Source organism: Microbacterium sp. 4NA327F11 (assembly GCF_005503465.1).
Taxonomy (GTDB): Bacteria; Actinomycetota; Actinomycetes; order Actinomycetales; family Microbacteriaceae; genus Microbacterium; species Microbacterium ginsengisoli.
In genome coordinates this window covers 1-23,764 of sequence record NZ_SCOB01000001.1, presented here as the reverse complement: position 1 = coordinate 23,764, position 23,764 = coordinate 1, and the positions used below count along the sequence as shown (strand labels likewise).

Sequence of the window (23,764 nt, the reverse complement as noted above, 5' to 3'; positions counted from 1 at the left end):
AGTCTTCCACCCGCAGAAGGCGTCGGGGTTGTCGGATCGTTGCCGGGATGTAAGCAAACGCCGCCGCGGCCGCCGCGGTGCCCTGGCAGACTAGGCGCATGGTGACCCTGCTGCTCGACTCGGCTCAGCTCGAGATCGTGCTGTCGGGCGCCGAGCGGCTCACGGCATTCCGCAAGCGGAATATCGTCGTCGAACGCTCGTCGATCACCCGGGCTCAGCTCACCGACGACCCGTGGACGTGGCTGCGGGGCACCCGCGGGCGCTCGACCTACGTGCCGGGCGTCACCGCCGCGGGAACGTGGCGCACCGGCGTCGGTGACGACTTCGCCGTCATCCGGGCGAAGCGCCCCGGTGTGGTCATCGACCTCGACGAGTCGGCGGAGTTCTCGCGCATCATCCTCACCACGCGGCACGGCGTGGCACTGCTGCGCGCCCTGCGGCTCGACGGCGGCGACGAGCCGACGGATGTCGCCGAGCTCGCGCCCGACGCCGACTGACGCGCCCGCTCAGGCGACGTCGCGTCGCCAGCTGAAGATGTGGCCGAGCAGGAGCAGCGCGAATGCGTAGGCGGCCAGCACGATGGCCGCCGCGTACCAGGTGAGCGGGTCGGGAGACGCTCCGCCCTGACCGAGCGTCAGCACGGACGAGCCGACCAGCTGGTCGGCTGCCGCGCCGGGCAGGAAGCGCCCGACATCCTGCAGCCACGAGACGAACATCGTGCCGAGGCGCAGCAGCGGCTCGATGAACTGGGTGAACGCGAGCACGACGACGATCGCGGCGACCTGGTTGCGGATGAGCGTGCCGAGGCCCAGGCCCACCCAGGTCCACAGCACGAACACGAGCAGGATGCGTCCGACAAGCGCCCAGGTGTCGGACGAGCCGAGACCGGTAGGCAGACCGTGGGCGGCGAGCAGACCCGCGATCGGTCCGACGGTCACGAGAAGCGCGAGCACGCCGTATAGCAGTCCGAGGGTCGTCGAGGCCAGCAGCTTCGCCCACAGCACAGTGCCGCGCGCGGGGGTCGCCAGGAACGTCGGCGTGAGCGTCTTATGGCGGAACTCGCCGGTGACGATCAGCGTGCCGATCAGCAGCGGGAAGACGTAGCCGATCGACGAGGCCAGGCTGTACAGCGTCGCCGGAACCTCACTGCTCGACTCGCTGAGCGCACTGCCCGTGCTCGATGAGGACAGGACGAATCCGAGGAACGTGGACACGAACCCGACGTAGACGACGAGCACGATCGCGAGGATCCACCAGATCGCGGTGGAGTAGAGCTTCGTCAGCTCGGATCGGGTGGCACGGGCGAGGCTCATCGCTGCTCGCTTTCGTCGTGGCGGTCGGTATCGGATGCGGCGGGCTCCGCGTCATCCGGGTGCTCCCCGGTCGCATCGCTCCCGGCGGCGACCGGGACGTCGGCGAGGTCGCCGACCTCTGCCGGACGCTCGACCTCTTCCGCCCCCTCTGTCGCGCCCTCGATCTCCGTCGTGCTCGAGCCGTCGGCCACACCTGCCGCGGATGTCACATCGGGTGCGGCCGACGCGGTGGTGGCCGGCTCATCGGGTGCGGCGGCGTCCGCCGCGGGGGCGAGGATGCCGGCGGCGGACGCATGCACGCGGTCGCCGGAGACCAGCTCGAGGAACGCCTCTTCGATATTCGGCCCGCGGCGCACGAGCGACGACAGGGCGACACCGGCCGCCGCGGCGGCTGCGCCGACCTCGACGGCATCGGCGTGGAGAACCGTGAAGCCCGTGCGCAGGAGGTCGTAGGTGAAGCCGCCCGCGGTGAGGGCTGCCGCGAGGGCGGCGCGGTCGGGGGCATCCACCACCGTCGACACCTCGTCGGGGCCGACGATGTCCTCGATGGCACCCTGGTAGACCAGTCGCCCCTTGGCGACGATGAGCAGGGCGTCGGCTGTCTGCTGCACCTCGGAGAGCAGGTGCGATGACATGAGCACCGTACGACCCTCGCGGGCCAGATGCTGCAGCAGCGTGCGCATCCACTTGATGCCCTCGGGGTCGAGGCCGTTCGTCGGCTCGTCGAGGATCAGCACTCCGGGGTCGCCCAGCAGGGCGTAGGCGAGACCCAGGCGCTGCCGCATGCCCAGTGAATAGCCGCCGACCTTGCGGCCCGCGGCATCCGACATGCCGACGAGCGCCAGCACCTCGTCGACGCGGGAGGTGGGGATTCCCGCCGCCTGGGCGTAGACCTTCAGATGGTTCGCGCCCGAGCGACCCGGGTGGAAGGAGGATGCCTCGAGCACCGCGCCGACGCTGCGCAGCGGATCGGTCAGCTCACCGTAGAGGCGTCCGCCGATGCGGGCGGTGCCCGATGTCGGGCGTACGAGACCGAGCAGCATGCGCAGGGTCGTGGTCTTGCCCGCCCCGTTCGGGCCGAGGAAGCCGGTCACCACGCCGGGCTCGACGCGCGCGGTCAGGCCCGCGACCGCATCGACGCGGCCGAAGCTCTTGCGCAGGTCGGTGAATTCGAGCACCTGGCCGTCCGGCATCGGCTCCTCCTCGGTCCGTGGTGGTTCCATCTTGGCGGACAACCGCCGATCGACCCGGGATTTGCGCCGTCATCGGGCGGTAACGTTGCCCCGTGACCGACGTGCACCCCACCGATGCCGGCGTCGTGGTGCGCACCGAGCACTCGCTCGGCCGCCTCACCCTCGACCGCCCTGCGGCGATCAACGCGCTCGACGTGCACATGATCCGTGCCCTCCGGGCGGCGCTCGACGCCTGGCGGGGTGACGCCGACATCGACACCGTGCTGCTCGACGGCGCCGGTGATCGCGGCCTCTGCGCGGGCGGCGACGTTCGCGCCCTCTACGCCTCGATCGTCGCGGGCAGGGCCGACGAGGTGGGGGTGTTCTTCCGGGAGGAGTACGCCCTCAACGCCGCGATCGACGAATACCCCGCCCCCATCGTCGCCTTCGCCGACGGCATCACCATGGGCGGCGGCATCGGTCTCGCCGGCCACGCCGCCGTGCGCATCGTCACCGAGCGATCCCGGCTCGCGATGCCCGAGACCCGCATCGGATTCACCCCCGACGTCGGCGGCAGCTACCTGCTGTCCCGCGCACCCGGCCGGCTCGGCGAATACCTCGCCCTCACCGGCGACACGATGAGCGCCTCCGATGCGATCCACGCGGGCTTCGCCGACCACTTCGTCCCCTCCGCGCACCTCGACGCGATCCGCGACGCCCTCGTCACGCGGGCAGACCCCTCCGGACCCGCCGAGCTCGTGCTGCTGTTCGACGAGACGCCCGAGGCATCCGAGCTCGCCGCGAAACAGCCCTGGATCGACGCGACCTTCGACGCCGACACGGTGCCCGGCATCATCGCGAAGCTGCGCGCCGTCGGAGAGCCCGAGGCATCCGCCCTCGCCGACCGGCTCACCCACGCGGCGCCCACTGCTCTCGCCGTCACGCTCGAGGCGGTGCGCCGGGCGCGGGAGCTGCCGACGCTGCGCGCCGTGCTCGAGCAGGAGTACCGCCTCGTGCTCTGGTTCGCACACACCCAGCCCGACATGGTCGAGGGCATCCGTGCCCAGCTGGTCGACAAGGACCGCGATCCGCACTGGAACCCCGCCACCCACGACGGCGTCACGCCCGACACGATCGCCGCCGCATTCTCGTACGAACCGGCCGTGCCGCTCTGGTCATGAGTACGCGCCCGCACCGTCGCGCCTACTCGATCGGCATCGCGTTCGACTGGTTCTTCTTCGTCTTCGCGGGGGTCGCGGCCGTGTGGCTCGCCGTGCTGAGCGCCGAGGAGTCGCTGCGACTCGGCTGGTGGGGCATCGCCGGCGGCATCGTGTTCTGGGCGCTGCTGGCCTACCTCGTGCTGCCGCGGCTGCACCGCATCCTCACCACGATCTACGTGCCCGACTACTTCATCGGACGCACCCGCACGAGCGACGGCCTGCTCGGAGACCCGGTCAACCTCGCGCTGCGCGGGGACGGCGACGCGATCGAACGAGCCCTGACCGCGGCCGGATGGACGAAGGCCGACCCGGTGACGCTTCGCTCCTCGTGGCGCATCGTCGCGTCGACCCTCACGCGACGCAGCTACGGTGAGGCGCCGGTCAGTCCCCTGTTCCTCTTCGGTCGCCAGCAGGACTTCGCCTACCAGCAGGAGGTCGACGGCAACCCCGCCCAGCGTCACCACGTGCGGTTCTGGCGCTGCCCCGACGGCTGGCTGCTGCCCGGTGGTGCGCGGGTCGACTGGCTCGCCGCAGGCACCTTCGACACCTCGGTCGGGCTCTCGCTGTTCACGCTGCAGATCACCCACCGGATCGACGCCGACACCGACATCGAACGCGATCACATCGTCGCCACCCTCACCCGGGCGCATCCCGAGATCCGCGTCGATGTGCTCGCCGACTTCTCGACGGGCTACCACTCACGCAACGGCGGCGGCGACACCATCCGCACCGACGGGAACCTGCCGATCATCGACGTCACGCGGGTGGCGGCATGAGCGAGACGCCCCACAAGCGCGCCGCCTTCGAGGCCCCCGCCCGCCTCGCGCAGCCGACGCCGTACGACCCCGGGATGCCGCGGCCCGGCGCGACGGTCGCCGGCGCCCTGCTCGTGCTGCTGCGCGCCATCGGCGGCATCGTGGTGCTCGTGTCGCTCGTGCTCGACTGGCCCGTGGTGCTCGCCACCCTCGAAGGCGCGTCGGATGCGGGCAGCCTCGCCGCCGAGAGCGGCGTGCTTCTGACGGTCGCTCTCGTCAGCGGCGGCTTCTTCGTCGTCGTCGACCTCGTGCTCGCCCTGTTCATCTATCTCGGGCGCAACTGGGCGCGGGTGCTCGTGCTCATCGTCTCGACGATCTCCATCGTGTCCGCGTTCGTGTCGTGGTGGGCCCAGGGACAGCAGCTGACCCTCGACGGCTCGCTCACGACGCTCGCCCTCGACATCCTCGTCCTGCTCGCCCTGTCGTCCCGCGCGGCGGCCGCCTACGCCCGCCGGACGGAGCGCCGATGACCGATCCCTTCGCCGGCCCCCTGGGGGCGTCTCCCTACGAGGTGCTCGGCGTCGCGGCATCCGCCACCGACGACGAGCTGCGGCGCGCCTACCGCGCCCGGATGCGCGAGACCCATCCCGACACCGGCGGCGACGCCGCCGTGTTCATCCGGGTGCAGCGCGCCTGGGAGCTGATCGGCACCCCCGAGGCGCGCGCCGTCTTCGACCGCGGCCGCTCGTTCTCCTCCGACGATGAGACGGATGCCACCGCTTCGCGTTCCACGCAGACGCGCCCCGACACGCGTCCCCGCGCCCGAGCGTTCGGCCAGCCGGGCGGGTGGCGACGGGAGCGGTACCTCACCCTCATCCGGGAGTGGGTCGGGCGCGGGGCGGAGATCGCCGACCCCTACGCCGCCGACCTCGTGCGGGCGGCGCCCCGCGACATCCGGCACCTGCTGGCGGACGCGCTCGCCGAGGAGGCCACCGCACGCATCGTCGCCGACCTCGGCATGGGCTACACCGTGTGGCACGACGTGGCCGCCGACAAGCGCGGCGTCGACCCCGACGCGAAGCTCGACCACATCGTGCTGGGTCCGAGCGGGCTGTACGGGCTGCTCTCCGAGGACTTCGGCGACCCGATCGGGCTGCGGCGCGGGGAGATCGTCGGGGCGCACATCGCGGGTGCTCCCATCACCGAGCTGATAGGCCGCATCCGCACGGTCGCGCGGCAGGCGGGGGTGCGCTTCACCGGCGCGATCGTGGTCGTCCCCGACGATCAGGTCGCGCAGGCGATCACCGAGCTCGGCAAGGTGCGCGGACTGCTCGTGGTGGTCACGACCCGCAGCGCGCTCGCGACGGTGCTGCGCCGGGGGGTGACCGGTGCCCGTCCGATCGGCGGCACCGAGGTGTTCGACGTGCGCTCGCGCCTGCAGCAGCGCGTCGAGTTCGTCTGACGGCGCGCCGGCTCAGCGGGCGCCGAGCAGCTGCAGGGGGTGCGTGAGTCGCCACCACGGCGACGGGTCGACGAGGGGCGCGCTGAGCGTGACTTTCGCCGTCGAGGTGTTCAGCGGTCCGTTCGCCGTCACCGTTCCCACGGTGTCACCGGCATCGCGCGCCGCACCGAGGTCGAACTGCGCCGCGACCGACGGGATCGAGCCGTTCCAGCCGAGCACCGACAGATCGCCGGACGTGACGAGCGAGGTCGTGGCGCCCCACACGGTGGTGACCGTTGCGACGGTCGTGCCGGACGTCAGCGCGGGGGAGGCGACCACGTCGGCCTGGAGCTCTGTGAGCAGGGCGCGGGCCGCGGCATCCCGATTCGCGTGGGAGGTCTGCTCGAGGGCCGCGGCGTACAGGCGCACCGTCACCCCGTCGATCGTGACGTCCTTCGCGACCAGCAGGCTGTACGCGCGCAACGAGCCGGTCTTGATACCCACCACCCCGGCGTCGGCGAGGAGGTCGTTCGTGTTCTCGACCACGCCGGCGCCCGGCAGCGTGACCGACGTCTGGCGCACGATGTCCGCGATGGTCGGGTTGGCCATCGCCAGCTCGCCGAGCTGGATCAGCGCGCTCGGGGTCGCCGTGTTCGCCGGGTTGATGCCGGTGGGCTCCTTCAGCGTGATGCCGGAGATGCTGTGCGCGGTGAGGAACGCCGTGGCGGCGGTCGCGAACGCGTCGTTCGACGGCCAGTACTGCGAGGCGAGCTTGGCGACGTAGTTGCCGGCCGACCCGATGAGGATGCCCTGCAGGAGCTGGTACTGGGTGAGGGAGCTCCCCACCGGCACCGCGAGCGCCGACTCGCCGCTCGCGAGGTACGACTGATACGTGCGGCGGTCGGCTGACGTGAACGTGTAGGAGGGGCCCTGGTCGGAGCTGGAGACCGGGCTCTTCTCCAGGATCATGAGCGAGGTGACGACCTTCGAGATGCTCGCGATCTCCTGCGGGGTCGAGGTCGACGCGAGCCCGGAGCCGATGCCCTGCACGCCCACCGCTCCGGCGCCGACCGCGGGCCACGGGACCGCCGCGGCCGTGGCCGCCGCTCCCGTGAGCGTCGCCGGAGTGACGGTCGGGGGGATCGCGCTGAGGGGCCAGACGAGCGCGGCGATCACATACGCCGCCACGGCGGCCACGGCCGTCACGATCGGCGCGATGACGGCGACCTTCGGCCGGCGGCGGCGTCGGCGGGGTGCCGCGATGAGGTCGACGTCACCCACGGGCGCCTCGGTGACCGGCGCGGAGCCGATGGTGAGCTCTCGCCCGCGGGTACGTGCAGCCACCTGCGCCGGCGAGACCCAGGCGAGCGCCTCGATGTGCGGTTCCTCGACGATGACCGGCACGATGCTGGGAACGGCGAGCCCGTCGCGCGGGACGGTGGGCAGCGCGGTGGCCTCGGGGGCGAGCGGCCCGTCGAGAAGGATCGGGATGTCGCCGGTCTCGGCGGTCGCGACCTCGATCTCGCCGGTGGAGCCCTGCTGGCGTCGAGCGCGCCGAGAACCGGGCGGCGGAGTCGAGGTCATCCCACGAAAATAGCGCGTCCGCGTGGCTATACTCGCGATGTCAACCACGGGAGTCCGGTGTGCCGGGCTGAGAGGAAGCGGATCGCGCTTCGACCGTCGAACCTGATCTGGGTCATGCCAGCGCAGGAAGGGAGTATTTCGTGCATTCCACCATTGCATCCACCACCGGTGTGCGTCTGCGTTGGCGGGTCGTCGACATCGTCGTGGCCAGCGTCATCGGCGTCGCGGCGGGCGTCGTCTTCTGGGCCTGGGGACAGGCGTGGACCCCGCTGAGCACCGCACTGGCGTTCCTGCCGGGTCTTGAGGGACTTCTCGCCGGCGGCTGGCTGTTCGCCGGCGTGCTGGGCGGTCTCGTGATCCGCAAGCCCGGCGCCGCGCTCTATGCCGAGGTCGTCGCCGCCGTCGTCTCGATGGCGGTCGGCACCCAGTGGGGCTACACCGTCCTGATCTGGGGCATCGTGCAGGGCATCGGAGCGGAGCTCGCGTTCGCGATCGTGCGCTACCGCCGCTGGAACCTGTCGGTCGCTCTCTTCTCCGGCGCGCTCGCGGGAGTCGCGGTCGCGTTCATGGACACGACGTTCTCGTCGGTCGCCGCCTACGACCTGGGCCCCCGCACGATCTACGCCGTCTCGGCGGTGATCTCGGGCATCGTGCTGGCCGGACTCGTGTCGTGGCTGATCGTGCGCGGCCTCGCCGCGACCGGTGCCCTCGACCGGTTCGCCGCCGGACGCGAGGTGCGCGGCACCGCCTCCGACGCGTGAGCGCTGCGGCCGTCCGCGCCCGGGGGTGGGGCTGGCGCCACGCCGGACGCGGACGGTTCGCCGTCGACGGGCTCGACCTCGACATCGCCCCTGGCGAACGGGTGCTGCTGCTGGGCGCGAGCGGCGCCGGCAAGAGCACGCTGCTGCGCGGCCTCGCGGGTGTCCTCGGCGGCGACGAGGACGGCGAGGAGCGCGGCGAACTGACCGTCGGCGACCGGCCGGCATCACGCGCCCGCGGCGTCGCCGGTCTCGTGCTGCAGGACCCCGACAGTCAGGTCGTGCTCGCCCGGGTGGGCGACGACGTCGCGTTCGGCTGCGAGAACCTGGGGGTCGCTGCCGACGAGATCTGGCCGCGCGTCGGCGACGCGCTCGACGCGGTCGGGCTGCGCGTGGGGCTCGAGCACGCGACATCCGCTCTCTCGGGTGGCCAGAAGCAGCGTCTCGCGCTGGCGGGGGCGCTCGCGATGCGCCCGGGATTGCTGCTCCTCGACGAGCCGACCGCGAACCTCGATCCCGCCGGCGTCGTCGAGGTGCGCGAGGCGGTGATCGCCGCGGTCGCCGCGACGGGGGCGACCCTGGTCGTCGTCGAGCATCGCGTCGACGTGTGGGCGGCGCACGTCGACCGGGTCGTCGTGCTGGCGGCCGGCGGTGGCGTGCTCGCCGACGGCGCGCCCGACACGGTGTTCCGCACCCATGGCGACGTGCTCGCCGAGGCCGGGGTGTGGGTTCCCGGGCGGCATCCCCATCCGGCGCTGACCGCGGCGGCGGATGCCGCGTCCCCCGCGCTGCTGTCGACGCGCGGCCTCGCCGTGGGTCGGCGTCCGTTCGGGGCGCGCGAGGCGGTCGTGGCGGCGTCGGGCATCGCGCTCGCCGCCCGGGCCGGACGCGTGCTGGCCGTGACCGGCCCGAACGGCATCGGCAAGTCGACGCTGGCGCTGACCGTCGCGGGGCTGCTCGCCCCCGCGGCCGGTGCCGTGGTGGCCTCCGACGAGCTGCGCGCCGCGGGCCGGGCGACGATCGGCCCCGATCCGCTGCGTTGGCGCTCGCGGGAGCTGCTCACCCGCATCGGCACCGTCTTCCAGAGCCCCGACCACCAGCTCGCCGCCCGCACCGTGCGCGGTGAGCTCGAGATCGGCCCGCGCGCCCTGCGGCTGCCCCCGGCAGAGGTCGCCGCCCGCGTGGACCCGCTGCTGGAGGAGATGGGGATGTCGCGTCTCGCGGCCGTGAACCCGTTCACCCTCTCCGGCGGCGAGAAGCGGCGGCTCACGGTCGCCGCCGCCCTCGCGACCCGCCCCCGCGTGCTCGTCCTCGACGAGCCGACCTTCGGGCAGGACGCCCGCACCTGGGAGCAGCTCGTGCGGCTGCTCGGCGACCTGCGTGCCGCGGGCACCGCGATCGTCACCGTCACCCACGACGAGGCCCTCGTCGCGCAGCTCGCCGACGATGTGGTGGCGCTCGGGGCCGCGGCATCCGCCCCCGGAGGTGTCGGATGAGCCTCGCCGCCCTCGACGAGCGCACCGGGGTGCTCGGCCGTCGCAACGCCCTCGCGAAGCTCGTCGCCGCGACCGTCGTCGGGGTGCCGCTGCTGCTGTCGATCGATCCGGTGTCGGCCGCGGTGGCGCTCGCCGCCGTGCTCGTGCTGCTGCCGTTCGCCCGACTGTCGGCGCGCGGCCTGTGGCTGCGGCTGTGGCCGATCGTGGTGTCGGCCCTGATCGCCGCGGCCGCCACGGTGCTGTACGGTCGCGCCGGCGGCGAGACCTACCTGCAGTGGGGACTCGTGCACGTCTCCGACGGGTCGCTGCTGCTGGCGGCCGCCATCGCATTGCGCGTGCTCGCGATCGCGGTGCCGAGTGTCGTGCTGTTCGCGACCACCGACCCCACCGATCTCGCCGACGCGCTCGCCCAGCTCACGAAGTTTCCGGCCCGGTTCGTCATCGGCGCGCTCGCGGGCATGCGGCTCGTGGGCCTGCTCATCGACGACTGGAACGAGCTCGCCCGTGCACGTCGCGCGAGAGGGATCGCCGACAACGGGCGGGTGCGCCGCTTCCTCGGTCAGGCGTTCGCGGTGTTCGTGCTGGCGATCCGGCGGGGTTCCGATCTCGCGACGGCGATGGAGGCGCGCGGCTTCGACGCGCCCGTCACCCGCACGTGGGCGCGCACGTCGCGGCTGACGGCGGGCGACGCGGTGCTGGTGCTGCTGGGGCTCGCGGTGGCCGCGGCATCCGTCGGCATCGCCCTCGCCACCGGATCGTGGCGGTTCGTTCTGACCCTCTGAGCCGTCAGGGGGCGTCGACGGTCGCCGAGAGCCGCCGCGCGACGGTCTCCTCCACGACGAGATCGGTGATGATCCCGGCGCGCAGTGCGCCGCGCAGTGCGTCGAGCTTCGACTCGCTCGACACGACGCACAGGCGATGCGGGATGCGCTTGACGGCTTCGAAGTCGGGGCCGCTCGAGCGACCGTTCAGAGGGATGCCGTCGGGGGTGCCGTCGCCGCGGTAGAACACCGTCGCGCAGTCGCCCACCACGTCGTAGCGCGCGAGGGTGTGCATGTCGTCGGCGGTGAAGTAGCCGCCGGCGTAGACGTGGGAGGGGACGTCGGCCTTGGGGGAGCCGAGGCCGAACACGAACAGCCCGACCCGCGCCTGCACGTCGAGCACGGAGCGCACCGAGCGCTCCCGCCACATCGCCTGCTTGGTCATGGGGTCGTCGAAGAGGGCGGGAACGGGGAAGTAGTGCACCCGCGCATCGAACGCGCGCCCGAAGCGGTCCAGGATCTCCCCGGCGTAGCCGATGCCGGATGTCTCGACGTTCGCCGCCCCGTTCATCTGCACGACGTGGCTGTTGTGCAGCGCCTTCCGCGGCAGGTTGCGGGCGATGGCTGAGAGGGTGGCGCCCCAGGCGGCGCCGATGACCATGTTCGAGTCGGCCATCATCGCGAGGATCCGCGCCGCCGACATCGCGGTGCGTTCGAGCCGCTCGGCCTCGGTCACGCGTGGCCGGGTGGGCACGACGTGCACGGTGACGCCATAGCGCTCGCCGAGCCGCTGGGTCAGGTGGCTCGCCGCCTCCTGTGGGGAGTGCACGGTGATCTCGACGAGTCCGCTCTCGCGCGCGTACGCGAGCAGGCGCGAGATGGAGGAGCGCGAGATCTTCATCTCGTTCGCGATCGCGTCCATGTTGCGGTCCTGCAGGTAATAGAGCTGTGCGGCCCGCAGGGCGTCGCGCGAGCGCGTGGCGTTCGCATCCTCTGACATTGCGACCATCCTCTTCGCACGAATGTGCAGTCGATTCCCCGGGATGCACATTCTTGCACTTTGGTTGCACGAACGTGCGAACGGGTCCACTCTGAGGGTGTCTGTCAATGAGGAGTTTCACCGTGAGCGTGTCAGAGCCGACCCCCCTACGTTCGTCCGTCGCCGCCCTTCGCGAGCGCCCTACGGCAGACGTGCTCATCATCGGTGGCGGGATCAACGGTCTCGCCACGTTCCGCGACCTGGCCCTGCAGGGCGTGGATGTCGCGCTCGTCGAGCGTGGCGACTTCGTCTCGGGTGCCTCGTCCGCATCGAGCCACATGGTGCACGGTGGCGTGCGTTACCTCGAGAACGGCGAGTTCCGCCTCGTGAAGGAGGCCGTCACCGAGCGCAACCGCCTGCTGAAGACCGCGCCCCACTACGTGCGGCCGCTGCAGACCACCATCCCGATCTTCCGCACCTTCGCGGGCATCCTCTCCGCCCCCTTCCGTCTGCTCGTCACGCACGGCACCGGCAAGCCCAGCGAGCGCGGCGCCCTGCTGATCAAGGTCGGGCTCATGATCTACGATACCTTCTCCCGCGACGGCGGTACGGTGCCACGTCACCGCTTCGCCCGCCGCGCGTCGTCGCTGCGCGAGTTCCCCGACATGAACCCCGACGTCGCCTACACCGCGACCTACTACGACGCTTCGATGCACGACCCCGAGCGTCTGGCGTACGACGTGCTGCAGGACGGCCGTGAGGTCGGCGGCGACCGTGCACGGGCGGCGAACTATCTCGAAGCCGCCGCCTCCGACGGCTCGTCGGTCGTGCTGCGCGACACCGTCTCGGGCGAGCGCTTCTCCTTCACCGCCAAGGTCATCGTCAACACGAGCGGCCCCTGGACCGACCTCACCAACGACGCCCTCGGCACCCCGACCCGCTTCATGGGAGGGACGAAGGGCTCGCACATCGTGCTCGACAACCCCGAGCTGCTCGCCGCCACCCGGGGCAACGAGATCTTCTTCGAGCACTCCGACGGCCGCATCGTGCTGATCTACCCGCTCAAGGACCGCGTGATGGTCGGCACCACCGACATCAACGCAGACCCGAGCAAGCCCGTCGTGTGCACCGACGACGAGGTGGACTACTTCTTCGACCTCGTCGGTCACGTCTTCCCCGGCATCGCGGTCGACCGCTCGCAGATCGTCTACACGTTCTCGGGCATCCGCCCGCTCCCGCGTCACGACGACCTCGCCCCCGGCTTCGTCTCCCGTGACTACCGCATCGAGAGGGGCGCCCTGGGCGGCACCCCGGTGCTCAGCCTCGTCGGCGGCAAGTGGACGACCTTCCGTGCGCTCTCCGAGCACGTGAGCACGGATGTCACCACCATCCTCGGCGTCACGCGCACCGCCTCCACCGCCACCCTGCAGATCGGCGGCGGCAAGGGCTATCCCCGCTCCGACGGACAGCGCCGCTCGTGGATCATCGACCACGCGGCAGGGCACGACGCGGCCTTCGTCGACCGCATGCTCGAGCGCTACGGCACCAAGGCCGCGCCGCTGCTCGCGGCACTTCCGGTCGGCGAGGCCGACCTGGGTCAGGTTCCCGGCTACACCGCTTCCGAGCTCGCGCACCTCGCGGCATCCGAAGACGTGGTCAGCCTTCTCGATCTGCTGCTGCGCCGCACCTCGATCGCGTTCGTCGGGGGTCTCACCCTCGCCGCGCTCGACGAGATCGGCCGCAGCATCCAGGAGTCGATGCACTGGAGCGACGAGGAGGTGCAGTCGCAGGTCGCCGAGACCGTGCGCACGCTCTCCGAGGCCCACCGCATCGACGTCACCCGATCAGGCGTCGCCTTCCACGCCGCCTGACACCAGCTCCGGTGCGACCTGACACCGGCGGACACATCACTCAGGTCACTCATAGAGCCGGGCCGGCGCCGTCGAGGCAGAGGCGTCGTGCCGGAGAAAACGAAAGGTCAACGTCGACATGTCATCAGTCAACCTGGGGTTGTACTTCCTCTCCGAGGTGGTGGGCACGGGGATGCTCATCCTGCTCGGTTGCGGTGTCGTCGCCAACGTCATCCTGGCGAAGAACAAGGGCTTCGGTGGCGGCACGCTCATGATCAACTGGGGCTGGGGCCTCGCGGTGTTCGCGGGTGTGCTCGTCTCGGCGTACTCCGGTGCGCAGCTGAACCCGGCCGTCTCGTTCGGTCTGCTCATCGCCGGCAAGATCGACGGTGCAGAGTTCGGCACCGCCGTCGGCGGCCAGTTCCTCGGTGCGTTCATCGGTGCGGTGCTCACCTGGCTCGCCTACCGCGACCACTTCGATGCCGAGCCCGACCCGGCGGCGAAGCTCGGAGTCTTCTCGACCGGCCCCGCGATCCGCTCGTACTTCTGGAACCTGGTCACCGAGATCATCGCCACCTTCGTGCTGGTCTTCGTGATCTTCGCCTTCGCCGACTACGGCGACATCCAGATCGGCGTCCCCGGTGGCCTCGGCCCGCTGACGGCCGTTCCGGTCGCCCTCCTCGTGGTCGGCATCGGCGCCTCGCTCGGCGGCCCGACCGGGTACGCCATCAACCCCGCCCGTGACCTCGGCCCCCGCATCGCGCACGCGCTGCTGCCGATCAAGGGCAAGGGCTCGAGCGACTGGGCCTACTCGTGGGTCCCGGTCGTCGGACCGCTCATCGGTGGTGCCATCGCCGCCGTCGCGGCCCCCGTGCTCCTGCACCTCGGCCACTGATCCGACACCATCCTTCGAACAGACAAGGAAGTCACCACAACATGAGCACCTACGTCATCGCGATCGACCAGGGGACCACCTCCTCGCGCGCGATCATCTTCGACAAGGCCGGCAGCATCATCGCCACCGGTCAGAAGGAGCACGAGCAGATCTTCCCCAGGGCGGGATGGGTCGAGCACAACCCCGTCGAGATCTGGCAGAACGTGCAGGAGGTCATCGGCATCGCGCTCGCGAAGGCCGACCTGACCCGTCACGACATCGCCGCCGTCGGCATCACCAACCAGCGCGAGACCGCCGTCGTGTGGGACAAGAACACCGGTGAGCCCGTCTACAACGCGATCGTGTGGCAGGACACCCGCACGCAGTCGATCGTCGACGAGCTGGCGAAGGGCGACACCGAGCGCTACAAGGAGATCGTCGGCCTGCCGCTGGCGACCTACTTCTCGGGCACGAAGATCAAGTGGATCCTCGACAACGTCGAGGGTGCACGCGAGCGCGCCGAGGCGGGCGACCTCCTCTTCGGCACGACCGACACCTGGGTGCTCTGGAACATCACCGGCGGCCCCGAGGGCGGCGTGCACGCGACCGACGTCACCAACGCCAGCCGCACGCTGTTCATGGACCTGAAGACGCTGTCGTGGCGCGAGGACATCCTCGCCGACTTCGGCGTGCCGCTGTCGATGCTGCCGGAGATCCGTTCGTCCTCCGAGGTGTACGGCACGGTCGAGGACTCGTCGCTGCTGCGCGAGACCCCGGTCTCGGGCATCCTCGGCGACCAGCAGGCCGCGACCTTCGGCCAGGCGGCGTTCGATCCGGGTGAGAGCAAGAACACCTACGGCACGGGCAACTTCCTCATCTTCCAGACGGGCGAGGAGATCGTCCACTCGAAGAACGGCCTGCTCACGACCCTCGGCTACAAGCTCGGCGACCAGCCCGCGCACTACGCGCTCGAGGGATCGATCGCCGTCACCGGGTCGCTCATCCAGTGGCTGCGCGACAACCTGGGCCTCATCTCCAGCGCTCCCGAGGTGGAGGAGCTGGCGAAGTCGGTCGAGGACAACGGCGGGGTCTACTTCGTGCCGGCATTCTCGGGTCTGTTCGCGCCGTACTGGCGTCCGGACGCCCGCGGTGCGCTGGTGGGTCTGACCCGCTACGTCAACAAGGGTCACATCGCCCGCGCGGCGCTGGAGGCCACGGCCTTCCAGACCCGCGAGGTGCTCGATGCGGTCAACGCCGACTCCGGTGTGGACCTGACCGAGCTGAAGGTCGACGGCGGCATGATCGCGAACAACACGCTCATGCAGTTCCAGGCCGACATCCTCGGTGTGCCGGTGGTGCGTCCGGTCGTGGCCGAGACCACCGCGCTCGGTGCCGCCTATGCGGCCGGCCTCGCGGTCGGCTTCTGGTCGAACCTCGACGACCTGCGCGCCAACTGGCAGGAGGACCGTCGCTGGGAGCCGAAGCTCGACGCCGACGAGCGCGACCGTCAGCTGCGTCTGTGGAAGAAGGCCGTCACCAAGTCGATGGACTGGGTCGACGCCGACGTGCGCTGAGCGCACACCTGACCGCGGGGCGCGGGCGGCTTCGGCCGCCCGCGCCCTCGTCGTTCCCGCGGCATCCGGCATGAAACTCGGTCCCACGCTGGTCGAGACTCGATCCCGCGACTAGGCTGACGACGGATGCCGCGGGCCCTCGCCCGCGCGGTTCGAAGGAGAGCACATGGACATCACCGGAGCGAGCGCGCTCGTCACCGGCGGCGCGAGCGGCCTGGGCTTCGCCACGGCGCAGCGCCTCACCCAGCTCGGCGCCACGGTCACGATCGTCGACCTGCCCTCGTCCCCGGGCGCGGAGCGCGCCGCGGAGCTCGGCGGGTCGTTCGCCCCCGCCGACGTCACCGATCCCGAGGCGGTCGCCGCCGCGGTGCAGACGGCCGTCGCGGCCGGCCCGCTGCGCGTCGTCGTCAACTGCGCGGGCATCGCCCCGCCTGCCAAGGTGCTCGAGCGCGACGGCACCCCGAGCCCGCTGGCGGAGTTCGAGCGCATCATCCGTGTCAACCTCATCGGCACGTACAACGTCATCGCACAGGCGTCGGCGGCGATCGCCGCGAGCGAGCCCACCGAGTCCGGCGACCGCGGCGTCATCGTCAACACGGCGAGCGTCGCGGCCTTCGACGGGCAGATCGGCCAGCCCGCCTATTCGGCGTCGAAGGGCGGCGTGCACGCCATGACCCTCCCGATCGCCCGCGAGCTCGCCCGCTACGGCATCCGCGTGGCGACGATCGCGCCGGGCATCATGGAGACCCCGATGCTCGCCGGTCTGCCGCAACCCGCGCAGGACTCGCTCGGCCAGCAGGTGCCGTACCCGCAGCGCCTCGGCAAGCCCGCGGAGTACGCGTCGCTCGTCGCCGAGATCGTGCGCAACGGCTACCTCAACGGCGAGACGATCCGTCTCGACGGCGCGATCCGGATGGCACCGCGATGAGCGACCCGTTGCTCTACACCGTCGAGGACGGCCTCGCGCGGCTCACCCTCAACCGCCCCGAGCGGCTCAACGCGTTCGATGACGCCCTGGCGTACGCCTGGGCCGACGCGACCGCCGACGCGACCGCGCGCCCCGATGTGAAGGCGATCGTGGTGGATGCCGCGGGTCCGGCGTTCTGCGCCGGCGGCGACGTGCTCGCCATGGCGTCGGGCATCGGCTCGGCCCGCGCGCTCGAGGACCTCGCGTACGTGATCTCGCGCGGCATCCTCTCACTCACCGAGTCGAGCGTGCCCGTGGTCGCCGCGGCGCACGGCACGACGGCGGGCGGCGGGCTCGGCATCCTGCTCGCCAGCGACTACGCGATCGTCGGCCAGAACTCGAAGATCGGCAGCCGCTACGCCAGCATGGGCCTCACCCCCGATCTGTCGGTCACGGCGCAGCTCGCCCGCGCCGTGGGGGAGCGTCGCGCGCTGCAGCTCGTGCTGCAGGAGCGGCTGCTGCCCGCCGAGGAAGCCCTCGACTGGGGGCTCGTCGCCGAAGTCGTCGAGCCCGACCGCGTGCAGGCGCGCGCGGTCGAGGTGGCCCGCGAGTGGATCGCGGGAGCCGCCGGCGCGTATGGCCAGGCCAAGCGTCTCGTGCGTGCGGGCACGCGGCGGCCGTTCGCCGATGCCGTCGCCGACGAGGCCGCGTCGATCGGCGCCGCCTTCGACACCCCCGAGGCGCAGGCGCGCATCGCCGCGTTCGCCGCGGCGGCAACCCGGCGCTGACGCCCCATCACTCGACGAGGAGAGACATGACCGAGGCATCCCTTGCAGGCAAGACCATCCTGATGTCCGGCGGCAGCCGCGGCATCGGCCTGGCGATCGCTCTGCGCGCGGCGCGCGACGGCGCGAACATCGCGCTGATCGCGAAGACCGACACCCCGCACCCGAAGCTCGCGGGCACTGTGCACACCGCGGCCGCCGCGATCGAGGCGGCGGGCGGACGCGCCCTGCCGATCGTCGGCGACGTGCGCAACGAGGACGACATCACCGAGGCGGTGCTGAAGACCCAGGGTGAGTTCGGCGGCATCGACATCGTCGTCAACAATGCGAGCGTGATCGACCTGTCGGGCTCGCTCGACCTCGCGACCAAGAAGTACGACCTGATGCAGGGGGTGAACGTGCGCGGCACGTTCCTGCTGTCGCGGGCCGCGCTTCCCGTGCTCAAGGACGCGCCGAACCCGCACATCCTGTCGCTGTCGCCGCCGCTGAACCTCTCGTCGAAGTGGCTCGGCGCGCACACCGGGTACACGCTCGCGAAGTACGGGATGACGATGGTCACCCTCGGGCTCGCCGCGGAGTTCGCCTCGTCGGGCATCGCGGCGAACACGCTGTGGCCCCGCACGACGATCGCGACCGCCGCGGTGCAGTTCGCGCTCGGCGGTGACCGCATGATGAAGGTCAGCCGCACCCCGGAGATCTACGCCGACGCCGCCTACGAGGTGCTGCTGCAGCCGTCGCGCGAGTACACCGGGCAGACCCTCATCGTCGAGGACGTGCTCGAGGACGCCGGCATCACCGACTTCTCGGCCTACGCTGCGGTGCCCGGAACCCCCGACAGCGACCTGTTCCCCGACATCTTCCTCGACTGATCGCCGCCGACGGTCGCCCCCGCGCGGGGCGGCCGCCGGCGATCGGATGCCGCCTGACCGGCGGACTCAGACGAGCCCGTGGCGGGCGAACGCGGCGTACACGCCGCCGTCGTCGACGCTCGCGGTGATCTCATCGGCGGCGGCCTTGACCGCGGCATCCGCGTTGCCCATCGCGATCCCGACGCCGGCGACACCCAGCATCTCGATGTCGTTCGACCCGTCGCCGATCGCGATCGTGCGCTCGAGCGGCACACCGAGGCGCTCGGCGAGCTCGACGATGCTCGCCCCCTTGTCGATGCCGGGGTAGGTGACCTCGCCGCCGGCCTCGCCGAGGTAGGGCACGGTGCCGGTGATCACGTGGAAGCGGTCACCGAGTCCGTCGCGCACGGTCGCGTAGGTCGTCGCCTCGACGCCGAAGAACGTCGACTTCGCGATGCCGGTGAGGGGTGCGGCGCCGCTGCGGGAGAAGCGGTCGGCAAGACGGGCGAGGTCGGCGCGCTCGGCCTCGGTGTCGCCGCCCGCCCGCGCGTGCAGGATCGGGCGAATGCGGTCGAACAGCCCCGCGCTCGGGTACACGTTCTCGAACGCCTGCAGCGTGAACTCGACCTCGTGCCGCGAGTAGAACTCGATGAGCTGCTGCACGGCGTCCTCGGGGAGGGTGTGGGAGGCCACCAGCTCGCCCTGGAACTCGGTGAACCCGCCGCCGGCGGAGATGACCCCGTCGAAGCCGATCGCGTGGATGCGATGCGAGATCTCGACCGGCGAACGGCCCGAGCAGATGAGCACGACGTGGCCGTTTCCGCGGGCCGTGTGCACGGCCTCCGCCACGCGCGGCGAGAACCGCTGGTCGTGATCGAGGATGGTCCCGTCGATGTCGAGGAAGACGAGGCGCGATGCGGTCACTGTGGGGCTCCAGGGGGTCGTGCTCCCAGCCTACGGGCGCGGTCAGTGGCCTCCGACGAACAGCAGGGCGACGCCGAGCACGATGATGATGGCGCCGCCGGTCGCCGTCAACGTCTGGATGCGGCGGGGCGAGCGTCCGAACCAGGCGCGCGCCCCGGCGGCCACCAGCGCCCAGACGGCATCCGAGAGCACCGCCATCGCGACGAACACGAGACCGAGCTCGAGCAGCTGCAGCTGCACCGATCCCGCCGCCGGCGCGACGAACTGCGGCAGTACGGCGACGAAGAAGGCGATGGTCTTGGGGTTCGTGACGCCGACGACGAAGCCCTCGCCGAGCTGCCGCCACCGCGACGCGGGCGGGAGGGTCGCGGCATCCGTCGACGCCTGCCGCCGCCGATGACGGATCGCCTGCACGCCGAGGTAGACGAGGTAGGCGGAGCCCGCGATGCGCACCGCGAGGAACAGCGGCGGCGACGAGGCCACGATCGTTCCCACGCCGAACGCGACGAGGACGACGAGAGGAACCTGGCCGAGCGCGCCGCCGAGCACGCTCACGAGGCCGCCGACGCGACCGAGCGCGAGCGAGCGTCCGATGATGAACAGCACCCCGGGGCCCGGCACCACGATGATGACGGCCGCCGCGATGACGAACGCCACGAGGCTGTCGGCGGGAACCACCCGCACAGCGTAATGGCCGCGGCATCCGCCCGACGCCCTACCCTGGAACCATGACCCCCGCAGCCGCAAACGAGCCCGCCGCGACGTCGGGCGTGCGCCAGGTGCGGCCGCGCACCGAGGGCTGGCAGCAGAAGAAGGATGCCACCGGTCGCCCCCTGCTGCAGTTCGCCAGCCCCAAGCGGGGCAAGCCGCCGGTGCACCTCGCCGACCTCACCCCGGCCGAGCGCGTCGTGAAGGCGGTGGAGCTGGGTCTTCCGGGGTTCCGGGCGAAGCAGCTCGAGAAGCACTACTTCGGGCATTACACCTCGGATGCCGCGGCGATGACCGACCTGCCGGCGACCGGCCGCGACGAGCTCGTCGCCGGACTCCTCCCGCCCCTGCTGACCGAGGTGCGACGCCTCGAGACCGACCGCGGCGACACGATCAAGTTCCTGTGGAAGCTGCACGACGGTGCGCTCGTCGAGTCGGTGCTGATGCGGTATCCGGGCCGCATCACCCTGTGCGTGTCGAGTCAGGCCGGGTGCGGCATGAACTGCCCGTTCTGCGCGACCGGGCAGGCGGGCCTCACCCGCAACATGTCGGCCGCCGAGATTATCGAGCAGGTCGTGCGGGCGAACCGGCTCATCCGGGACGGCGGCTTCGGCACGGCCGCCCACCCCGATGAGCGCGTGACGAACATCGTGTTCATGGGCATGGGGGAGCCGCTCGCCAACTACGCGCGCCTCATGCAGGCCGTGCGGGTGATGGTCGACAAGGACCACGGTCTCGGTATGAGCGCCCGCGGCATCACCGTCTCGACGGTGGGTCTCGTCCCCGCGATCCGCAAGCTCGCCGACGAGAACATCCCGGTCACGTTCGCGCTGTCGCTGCACGCGCCCGACGACCACCTGCGCGACGAGCTCATCCCGGTGAACTCGCGGTGGAAGGTCGACGAGGCGCTCGACGCCGCCTACGCCTACTACGAGAAGACCGGTCGGCGGGTGTCGATCGAGTACGCCCTCATCAAGGACATGAACGACCACGCGTGGCGGGCGGACCTGCTGGCGGAGAAGCTCAACCAGCGCGGGCGCGGCTGGGTGCACGTCAACCCGATCCCGCTGAATCCCACCCCCGGTTCGGTGTGGACCTCGTCGGAGCGCGACGTGCAGGACGAGTTCGTGCGCCGCCTCAACGACGCCGGGGTGCCGACGACCCTGCGCGACACCCGAGGCAAGGAGATCGACGGCGCCTGCGGGCAGCTTGTCGCGACCGCCGAGGACGAGGCCGCCGCAGCGGGCGCGCCTGTCGCCTGACGCGCTCGTCGCCGCGCGCGAGGAGGCCGCGTCTCGGGCGGCATGTCCGTGCCGGGGCACCGCTCAGGCGGGTGGGTCGACCGATGGCGCCGTCTGCTCGACGCGGGCGAGGATGCGCTGCGCGAGCCGCATGAACTCCCGGGTCGCGGGCGAGATCGCCCCCGACCGGCGCGTCACGAACGCGTAGTGCTCGACCACGGGCGGGTCGAGTGGCGCCCAGAACATCCCGCGCCGAGCGATCATCGATCGGCCGACGTGGAACGACACCAGCGAGTCGCCGACGCCCTGGGCGGCGAGCTCGAGCGCGTGCGTCTGGAACTCGACCTCGACGATCGGCTCGACCGTCACGCCAGCGCTCTGCGCCCGCTCGAGCAGAGAGACGCGCAGCGGATCGTCGTTCGACCACCGTGCTTCAGAGAGGATGAGGCGGCGCTGGGCGAGCGTCGTGATGTCGATCGGCCCGCGGGCGTTGTCGGGGTCGACGGTGACGTACACGGCCTGGTCGACGAAGACGCTCGGGGTGACGGTCAGCTCGCGGTCGTCGATCGGCAGCTGCACGAGCCCCGCTTCGAGGTGGCCGTCGCGGACGGCGTCGGCGACCTCGGCGGAATTGAGACCGGTCACTCGGATTCGCACGCCGGGGAACCGGGTGCGGAACTCCCTGATGAGGTCGGTCAGCAGATAGAGATGTGCGCTGTTGAAGGTGCCGAAGGACACGGTGCCCTGGTCGACCGATTTCACCCGGCGGCTCATGTCGGCGACCTCGGTCACGTTCGCGACCGCGCGTTCGGCGAGAGGCAGCAGTTGTTTGCCGGCGTCGGTGAGCAGCAGGCGACGTGAGGTTCGGGTGAAGAGGGCCAGGTCAAGCGACTTTTCGAGCACGGTGATCTGCTCAGACAGGCTCGGCTGTGCGACGTGATGCGCGGCGGCCGCGGCCGCGAACGTGCCGAGGCGCGCGGCGGTCACGAAGTACTCCAGCTGGCGCACGGTGGGCAGTCCCATGGGATCTCCTACTCAAGGCTCTGCCTATATCTATCAAAAGATAGTCAGGCTTGCCCTGTCTTTCGTCTGCTGGTGCACTGTCTTCACACCCCCGACGAAAGGTCCCCCGCCGATGTCCGCCTCGCCCCGCACCATCCTCATCACCGGCTCCTCGAGCGGGATGGGGCTGACCACCGTGGAGGCGTTCCTCGCCGACGGATGGCACGTGCTCGCTGTCGACATCACCGCGCCTGCAACCGGACCCGCCGATGCGCTCGTGCCACTCGTCGCCGATGTGCGCGACCGCGACGCCCTCGAGGCGGCGCTCGCCGCAGCCCTCGCCCCCGGCTCCCGCATCGACGCGATCGCGAACATCGCCGGCATCTACCCGCCCACGACCCTCGACACCTACGATGAGGCGACCTACCGTCGCATCTTCGACATCAACGTGCTCGGTGTGCTCAACGTGATCGCCGCCGCTCGGCCCTACCTCGGTGACGGCTCGGCGATCGTGAACTTCGCCTCGGTCGATGCCTACGAGGTCTCCCGCGGCCAGCTGCTGTACGGGGCCTCGAAGGCGGCCGTCACGATGCTCACCAAGTCGCTCGCCCTCGAGCTCGCCGGCGCCGGCATTCGGGTCAACGGCATCGCCCCCGGCTGGGTGGCCACCCCCGGCAACGCCGCAACCGGACGAATGGATGCCGCGGCCGCGTCGATCCCGCTGGGTCGCGTCGCCCGCCCGGAGGAGATCTCCGCGTGGGTGCGCATCCTCGTCGACCCGGCATCGGTCGCGTTCATGACCGGCGAGACCGTGGTGCTCTCGGGTGGAGACGTGATCCGATGAGCTCCGCCGGGACGGTCGTGATCACCGGCGCCGCGCGCGGCCAGGGCGCCGCCCACGCGGCCCGCCTTGCGCGGCGCGGGGTGCGGGTCATCCTCGCCGACGTGCTCGATGAGGCCGGCGAGGCGGCCGCCGCCGAGCTGCGCGCCGACGGCCTCGACGCCGAGTACCGCAATCTGGATGTCACCAGCGAGACGTCCTGGCAGCAACTCGCAGACGAGCTGGGGGCCGCGGCATCCGTCGTCGGTCTCGTCAACAACGCGGGCGTGCTGCGGTACGCGGCGCTCGCCGACGTCACCGTCGCCGACTGGGATCTGCAGCAGCGGGTCAACGTGCTCGGCCCCCTGCTCGGCACGCGCGCGTTCGCGCCGCTGCTGCGCGAGTCCCGCGGCGCGATCGTCAATGTGTCGTCGACGGCCGCGCTCGTCGGCTCGGCGGGCTACGCCGGCTACGCGACCACGAAGTCCGCGCTCATCGGACTCACTCGGGCCACCGCGATCGAGCTCGCCCCCGAGGTGCGCGTCAACGTCATCTGCCCCGGCGGCGTCGCCACCGCGATGAACGACGACGAACCTGCCGGCGGCACGAGCGACGCGACCCCGCTCGGCCGTCGCGCGCGCCCGGAGGAGATCTCCCCCCTCGTGGACTACCTGCTCTCGGACGACGCCTCGTTCGTGACCGGTGCGGTCTACGCCATCGACGGCGGACTCACCGCCCACTGACCCCCTGGA

24 protein-coding genes and 1 riboswitch are annotated in these 23,764 nt (G+C 71.3%); of the genes, 17 read left to right on the top strand and 7 right to left on the bottom strand.

Annotated elements, in window-relative coordinates:
* Positions 1-98: 98 nt before the first annotated feature.
* The gene (locus FFS51_RS00120) at positions 99-497 is read left to right on the top strand and encodes a hypothetical protein (RefSeq protein ID WP_056209723.1); all 399 of its coding nucleotides are present in this window, start codon (positions 99-101) and stop codon (positions 495-497) included.
* A 9-nt stretch (positions 498-506) separates the two neighbouring features.
* On the opposite strand, the gene FFS51_RS00115 is transcribed toward FFS51_RS00120, so the two are convergent.
* Both FFS51_RS00115 and FFS51_RS00110 read right to left on the bottom strand, forming a co-directional pair.
* Positions 507-1,313 carry an ABC transporter permease gene (locus FFS51_RS00115; protein ID WP_045247468.1) on the bottom strand — a complete coding sequence of 269 codons (807 nt, stop codon included), beginning with the start codon at positions 1,311-1,313 and terminating at the stop codon, positions 507-509.
* Entirely contained in the window at positions 1,310-2,506 is a 1,197-nt protein-coding gene (locus FFS51_RS00110) for an ABC transporter ATP-binding protein (protein ID WP_212742755.1), read from the bottom strand. The genes FFS51_RS00115 and FFS51_RS00110 overlap by 4 nt, the downstream gene beginning before the upstream one ends.
* Before the next feature lie 92 nt (positions 2,507-2,598).
* Between FFS51_RS00110 and FFS51_RS00105 the strand changes: the two genes are divergently transcribed.
* From FFS51_RS00105 to FFS51_RS00090, 4 genes are read left to right on the top strand one after another with little or no spacing between them, the layout of a single operon-like run.
* Positions 2,599-3,666, top strand: coding sequence for an enoyl-CoA hydratase/isomerase family protein (locus tag FFS51_RS00105; protein WP_137877128.1), 1,068 nt, complete (start codon positions 2,599-2,601; stop codon positions 3,664-3,666).
* Positions 3,663-4,481 (top strand): LssY C-terminal domain-containing protein, encoded by an 819-nt coding sequence (locus FFS51_RS00100; protein WP_056209729.1) that lies wholly within the window; start codon positions 3,663-3,665, stop codon positions 4,479-4,481. The genes FFS51_RS00105 and FFS51_RS00100 overlap by 4 nt, the downstream gene beginning before the upstream one ends.
* On the top strand, positions 4,478-4,990 hold the full coding sequence (locus FFS51_RS00095; RefSeq protein ID WP_137877127.1) for a hypothetical protein: 513 nt from the start codon (positions 4,478-4,480) through the stop codon (positions 4,988-4,990). The genes FFS51_RS00100 and FFS51_RS00095 overlap by 4 nt, the downstream gene beginning before the upstream one ends.
* Positions 4,987-5,922 (top strand): J domain-containing protein, encoded by a 936-nt coding sequence (locus FFS51_RS00090; RefSeq protein WP_045247465.1) that lies wholly within the window; start codon positions 4,987-4,989, stop codon positions 5,920-5,922. Before FFS51_RS00095 ends, FFS51_RS00090 begins: the two co-directional genes overlap by 4 nt.
* Before the next feature lie 12 nt (positions 5,923-5,934).
* On the opposite strand, the gene FFS51_RS00085 is transcribed toward FFS51_RS00090, so the two are convergent.
* The gene (locus FFS51_RS00085; protein WP_137877126.1) at positions 5,935-7,485 is read right to left on the bottom strand and encodes a D-alanyl-D-alanine carboxypeptidase; all 1,551 of its coding nucleotides are present in this window, start codon (positions 7,483-7,485) and stop codon (positions 5,935-5,937) included.
* Between the two features lie 36 nt (positions 7,486-7,521).
* Positions 7,522-7,631, top strand: a riboswitch (TPP riboswitch).
* Here FFS51_RS00085 and FFS51_RS00080 point away from each other — a divergent pair.
* From FFS51_RS00080 to FFS51_RS00070, 3 genes are all read left to right on the top strand, one after another.
* Positions 7,626-8,246, top strand: a complete 621-nt coding sequence (locus FFS51_RS00080; RefSeq protein ID WP_137877125.1) for an ECF transporter S component — start codon at positions 7,626-7,628, stop codon at positions 8,244-8,246. It overlaps the preceding riboswitch by 6 nt.
* Positions 8,243-9,739 (top strand): ABC transporter ATP-binding protein, encoded by a 1,497-nt coding sequence (locus tag FFS51_RS00075; RefSeq protein ID WP_137877124.1) that lies wholly within the window; start codon positions 8,243-8,245, stop codon positions 9,737-9,739. The genes FFS51_RS00080 and FFS51_RS00075 overlap by 4 nt, the downstream gene beginning before the upstream one ends.
* The gene (locus FFS51_RS00070) at positions 9,736-10,521 is read left to right on the top strand and encodes an energy-coupling factor transporter transmembrane component T family protein (RefSeq protein ID WP_137877123.1); all 786 of its coding nucleotides are present in this window, start codon (positions 9,736-9,738) and stop codon (positions 10,519-10,521) included. Before FFS51_RS00075 ends, FFS51_RS00070 begins: the two co-directional genes overlap by 4 nt.
* Positions 10,522-10,525: 4 nt before the next feature.
* On the opposite strand, the gene FFS51_RS00065 is transcribed toward FFS51_RS00070, so the two are convergent.
* Positions 10,526-11,500, bottom strand: a complete 975-nt coding sequence (locus FFS51_RS00065; protein ID WP_048809066.1) for a sugar-binding transcriptional regulator — start codon at positions 11,498-11,500, stop codon at positions 10,526-10,528.
* 128 nt (positions 11,501-11,628) lie between these two features.
* Here FFS51_RS00065 and FFS51_RS00060 point away from each other — a divergent pair, with 128 nt between their 5' ends.
* From FFS51_RS00060 to FFS51_RS00035, 6 genes are all read left to right on the top strand, one after another.
* Positions 11,629-13,350 carry a glycerol-3-phosphate dehydrogenase/oxidase gene (locus FFS51_RS00060; RefSeq protein WP_431463254.1) on the top strand — a complete coding sequence of 574 codons (1,722 nt, stop codon included), beginning with the start codon at positions 11,629-11,631 and terminating at the stop codon, positions 13,348-13,350.
* Positions 13,351-13,468: 118 nt separating this feature from the next.
* Positions 13,469-14,224, top strand: a complete 756-nt coding sequence (locus FFS51_RS00055) for an MIP/aquaporin family protein (RefSeq protein ID WP_056209756.1) — start codon at positions 13,469-13,471, stop codon at positions 14,222-14,224.
* A 41-nt stretch (positions 14,225-14,265) separates the two neighbouring features.
* On the top strand, positions 14,266-15,777 hold the full coding sequence (glpK, locus tag FFS51_RS00050) for a glycerol kinase GlpK (RefSeq protein ID WP_056209758.1): 1,512 nt from the start codon (positions 14,266-14,268) through the stop codon (positions 15,775-15,777).
* Positions 15,778-15,943: 166 nt separating this feature from the next.
* Positions 15,944-16,705 carry an SDR family NAD(P)-dependent oxidoreductase gene (locus tag FFS51_RS00045; RefSeq protein ID WP_137877121.1) on the top strand — a complete coding sequence of 254 codons (762 nt, stop codon included), beginning with the start codon at positions 15,944-15,946 and terminating at the stop codon, positions 16,703-16,705.
* A complete protein-coding gene (locus tag FFS51_RS00040) occupies positions 16,702-17,472 on the top strand; it encodes an enoyl-CoA hydratase/isomerase family protein (protein ID WP_137877120.1) in 771 nt (256 codons plus the stop codon). The genes FFS51_RS00045 and FFS51_RS00040 overlap by 4 nt, the downstream gene beginning before the upstream one ends.
* Before the next feature lie 26 nt (positions 17,473-17,498).
* On the top strand, positions 17,499-18,338 hold the full coding sequence (locus FFS51_RS00035; RefSeq protein ID WP_045247456.1) for an SDR family oxidoreductase: 840 nt from the start codon (positions 17,499-17,501) through the stop codon (positions 18,336-18,338).
* A 66-nt stretch (positions 18,339-18,404) separates the two neighbouring features.
* Here FFS51_RS00035 and FFS51_RS00030 read toward each other — a convergent pair whose 3' ends face one another.
* A complete protein-coding gene (locus tag FFS51_RS00030; protein ID WP_045247455.1) occupies positions 18,405-19,241 on the bottom strand; it encodes a Cof-type HAD-IIB family hydrolase in 837 nt (278 codons plus the stop codon).
* Positions 19,242-19,283: 42 nt separating this feature from the next.
* Complete coding sequence (locus tag FFS51_RS00025) at positions 19,284-19,919, bottom strand: LysE family translocator (RefSeq protein WP_045247454.1); 636 nt, start codon at positions 19,917-19,919, stop codon at positions 19,284-19,286.
* A 50-nt stretch (positions 19,920-19,969) separates the two neighbouring features.
* Here FFS51_RS00025 and rlmN point away from each other — a divergent pair, with 50 nt between their 5' ends.
* Positions 19,970-21,211: a dual-specificity RNA methyltransferase RlmN gene (gene rlmN, locus FFS51_RS00020; RefSeq protein ID WP_045247453.1), complete on the top strand. Its 1,242-nt coding sequence runs from the start codon at positions 19,970-19,972 to the stop codon at positions 21,209-21,211.
* Positions 21,212-21,274: 63 nt separating this feature from the next.
* On the opposite strand, the gene FFS51_RS00015 is transcribed toward rlmN, so the two are convergent.
* The gene (locus FFS51_RS00015) at positions 21,275-22,213 is read right to left on the bottom strand and encodes a LysR family transcriptional regulator (RefSeq protein ID WP_045247452.1); all 939 of its coding nucleotides are present in this window, start codon (positions 22,211-22,213) and stop codon (positions 21,275-21,277) included.
* A 112-nt stretch (positions 22,214-22,325) separates the two neighbouring features.
* Between FFS51_RS00015 and FFS51_RS00010 the strand changes: the two genes are divergently transcribed.
* Positions 22,326-23,036, top strand: coding sequence for an SDR family NAD(P)-dependent oxidoreductase (locus tag FFS51_RS00010; RefSeq protein ID WP_045247451.1), 711 nt, complete (start codon positions 22,326-22,328; stop codon positions 23,034-23,036).
* The gene (locus tag FFS51_RS00005) at positions 23,033-23,755 is read left to right on the top strand and encodes an SDR family NAD(P)-dependent oxidoreductase (protein ID WP_137877119.1); all 723 of its coding nucleotides are present in this window, start codon (positions 23,033-23,035) and stop codon (positions 23,753-23,755) included. The genes FFS51_RS00010 and FFS51_RS00005 overlap by 4 nt, the downstream gene beginning before the upstream one ends.
* Positions 23,756-23,764 lie beyond the last annotated feature (9 nt).